Source organism: Methylobacterium variabile, from assembly GCF_001043975.1.
In the GTDB taxonomy this organism is placed as follows: Bacteria; Pseudomonadota; Alphaproteobacteria; order Rhizobiales; family Beijerinckiaceae; genus Methylobacterium; species Methylobacterium variabile.
This window is the reverse complement of the sequence record NZ_LABY01000104.1, coordinates 1-3,212: the sequence shown is the minus strand read 5'-3', so window position 1 is coordinate 3,212 and position 3,212 is coordinate 1. Positions and strand designations below refer to the sequence as shown.

2 protein-coding genes and 1 pseudogene are annotated in these 3,212 nt (G+C 73.3%); all 3 read left to right on the top strand.

Annotation, left to right across the window (positions count from 1 at the left end):
* Positions 1–435: pseudogene (locus tag VQ02_RS16110) on the top strand (cellulose biosynthesis cyclic di-GMP-binding regulatory protein BcsB); the annotation flags it as partial.
* Positions 432–1,706: a family 8 glycosyl hydrolase gene (locus tag VQ02_RS16105; RefSeq protein ID WP_245239753.1), complete on the top strand. Its 1,275-nt coding sequence runs from the start codon at positions 432–434 to the stop codon at positions 1,704–1,706. The pseudogene VQ02_RS16110 and the gene VQ02_RS16105, both read left to right, overlap by 4 nt.
* Positions 1,691–3,212, top strand: a 1,522-nt coding sequence (locus VQ02_RS16100; RefSeq protein ID WP_245239752.1) for a hypothetical protein, incomplete at its 3' end; no start/stop codon positions are given. The genes VQ02_RS16105 and VQ02_RS16100, both read left to right, overlap by 16 nt.

Here is a 3,212-nt window from a genome sequence, read left to right as displayed (position 1 = left end):
GAAGCCCGCGACCTCGCCCTCCGGTTCGCCGGCGGACCAGCACCGGAGGCCGTGCCGCTCAATCCCCGCGCCTCGCTGATCATCGCCCAGGGCGCCGGCGGACGGCTCGAGGACGGCACCGTCCTGGTGACCGCGCCGAACCCCTCGATGCTCAAGGCCTCCGTCTCCTGCCTCGTCGATCCGGTGGTCTGGACCAACCTCGTCGGCCAGGCGGCCTTCCTGGACGCCTCGGACGGCAGCCTCAGCGTCGTGCAGCCCAAGCGCGTCGGGCTGATCGAGACCCAGGCGCGCAGCCTCGGGAACCTGCGGCTGGTCTCGGCGGCCTGGCTCTCCCTCAACCCCGCCGCCTACGTCGCCATGACGCTCGTCATGGCGCTCTGTCTCGGCCTGGCCACGACGAGCCTGGTGCGCCAGCTCGGACGGAGGAACTCATGAGCGGCCGGACGCCCCTGCGCGCGGCCTGCGCCGCGGCGGCCCTGCTCCTCGGTCCGGCGGCTCCCGGACGGGCGCAAGCACCGCAGGTCATCCAAGCACCGCAGGTCATCCAGGCGCAGCAGGTCATCCAGGCGCCGCAGGCTGTGCAGTCGCCGCAGCCCGCGCAGAATCCGGAGGTGGCCCAGGCCCAGGAGGCGACCCCCGTGCCCCCCGCCATCGCCGTGCCGACCCAGCCCTCGCCCGAGGCGCCGGGCCGCGCCGCCGGGCCGGCCCTCGCCGGCAGCCTGGGCGACGACGCGGGCTGGCGCGCCTACCGGGCCCGCTTCGTGACCGAGAAGGGCCGCGTCGTCGACACCGCCAACGGGCTGATCAGCCACAGCGAGGGCCAGGGCTACGGCCTGCTCCTGGCGGTGGCGGCCAAAGACCGGGCGACGTTCGACCGGATCTGGGGCTGGACCCGCGCCAACCTGATGGTGCGCTCCGACGAGCTGATGGCTTGGCGCTGGGCGCCGGACCAGCGCCCGGCGGTCGCCGACATGAACAACGCCACCGACGGCGACATCCTGGTCGCCTGGGCCCTCACCGAGGCGGCGGAGGCCTGGGGCGAGCCGTCCTACCGCACCGCCGCGCGGCGCATCGCGGTCGAGTTCGGCCGCAAGACGATCCTGTTCCGCGCCGCCCCCGGCCCCCTGGTGCTGCCCGCCGTCGCCGGCTTCGCCGCCCGCGACCGCGCCGACGGGCCGCTGGTGAACCTCTCCTACTGGGTCTTCCCGGCCTTCCAGCGCTTAGGCATCGTGGCGCCCGAATACGACTGGGCCTCGATTATCCGCAGCGGCGTCGAGGTTCTGCGCCAGTCCCGCTTCGGCCCGAGCGCCTTGCCGACCGAGTGGATCTCCGCCAAGGACGACGCGTTGCGGCCGGCGGACGGCTTCCCGCCGCTCTTCTCCTACAATGCGATCCGCATCCCGCTCTACCTCGCCTGGGCCGGCGTCGGCCGCCCCGCCGACTACGCGCCGTTCCGGACCCTGTGGGGTGGGATCGACCGCGAGCGACTGCCGATCGTCGACACCCGCGACGGGCGCCCGGTCGAATGGCTGAGCGAGCCCGGCTACACCGCGCTTCCGGCCCTCGTCGCCTGCGCGCAGGACGGCACCGCCGTTCCGGAATCCCTGCGGACCGTGCAGGACGGCCAGAACTACTATCCCGCGACGCTCCACCTCCTCGCGCTGGTCGCGGTCCGGATGCGCTATCCGTCATGCCTGAGATCGTGATCCCCCGGATCCTGCCGCTCCTCGCCGCGCTCGTCCTCGGCGCGGCCGCGCCGGCCCTCGCCCAAGGAGCAGGCCAGGGGACGGGTCAGGCGGCGGGCCCACCGCCCGAGGCCCAGGGTCCCCGGGTCGTCTACGGCGATGGCACGCGCGCGCCGGCCATCATGGTCGATCCCGAGACCTCCCGCGTCCCCGGCATGGTCGACGAGAGCGCGCTGCGCTACTACGCCTCGCAGAAGCAGACCGCCCGGATGAAGGCGGAGATCGCCCGCCTGAAGCGGCTCTATCCGGGCTGGACCGAGCCCCCGGACCTCGACAGCCTGCAGCCGAGCCCGCCCGAGGAGGCGCCGCTCTGGGACCTGTTCACCGCCGGGCGCCTGCAGGACCTGCGCGCCGCCATCACCGCGCGCCACTCCCTCGACCCGGCCTGGCAGCCCTCCGAGGAGCTGGGGCGCAAGCTGCGCCGGGCCGAGTTCCGCGCGAGCATCCAGGCCCTGGCGGGCAAGGCCTCCGACACCAGGACCCTCGAGGAGGTCGTCGCCCTCTACCGCGCCGACCCGGGCGCCCTCGACCCCGCCGACGTCGAGAGCATCTGGACGATCGCCGACAGCCTCGCCGCCACCGGTGCGAGCGAGGACGCGTTCAACCTCTACAAGTCCGTGCTCGACGGCGCCGCCGATGCGGGCGCGCGCCTCGCCACGATCCAGAAGGCGATGGCCCACATCAAGATGGAGCAGGCCGAGCGCCTGATCGCGATGGGCCGGCAGGACCCGGCGGGCAATTCCGAGTTCGACCCGATCCGCCTCGACATCACCCGGGCCCGGATCGCCGCCTTCCTGCACGACGAGCCGGCTCAGACCCCGACGCTCGCCGACCTCACCGCCTTCCAGGCCTATGCTCGCAAGGTCGCGGAGCCGAGCCAGACCGGCCTCCTCGGCTGGTACGCCTACAAGCGGCGCCAGTTCCGCGAGGCGCTGGAGTGGTTCAAGCAGGCGATCGCCCGGGGCGGCGACGCCATGGTGGCGCACGGCCTCGCCCACACCCTGCGCGAGCTGAACATGATGCGCGAGGCCGAGGAGGTCGCCTATGCGTGGCGCGAACGCTTCGTCGGCAACGAATTGCTGTTCATCGACCTCCTCGAGCGCAAGCTGACGCTGGCGAACCCGCCCTTCATCGAGCCGGTCCGGATCGAGCGCTACGCCCGGGTCGTCAACGCCACCGCCTCCGGCGAGGGCGCGCAGGGGCTCGCCTGGTACGCATACAATTCCTGCCAGTTCGACGCCGCCCTGGAGTGGTTCCAGCGCGCCGTGGCCTGGATGCCGAGCGAGAGCACGGTGTTCGGCTACGCCCTGACCCTGCAGCGGCTCAAGCGCCAGCGCCCCTATCTCGAGGTGGTCAACCGCTACGACGGCCTCTTCCCGAAGGTGGTCGACCTCCTGTTTCGCGAGAGCCAGGGCGGTCCGCCGCTGCCCTGCGCGGTGCAGGCCGCCCCCGCCCCGGCCGGACGGG

Excerpts from the sequence above, each read along its gene's own strand:
- VQ02_RS16105 (WP_245239753.1), top strand. The coding sequence starts at position 432 with ATGAGCGGCCGGACGCCCCTGCGCGCGGCCTGCGCCGCGGCGGCCCTG.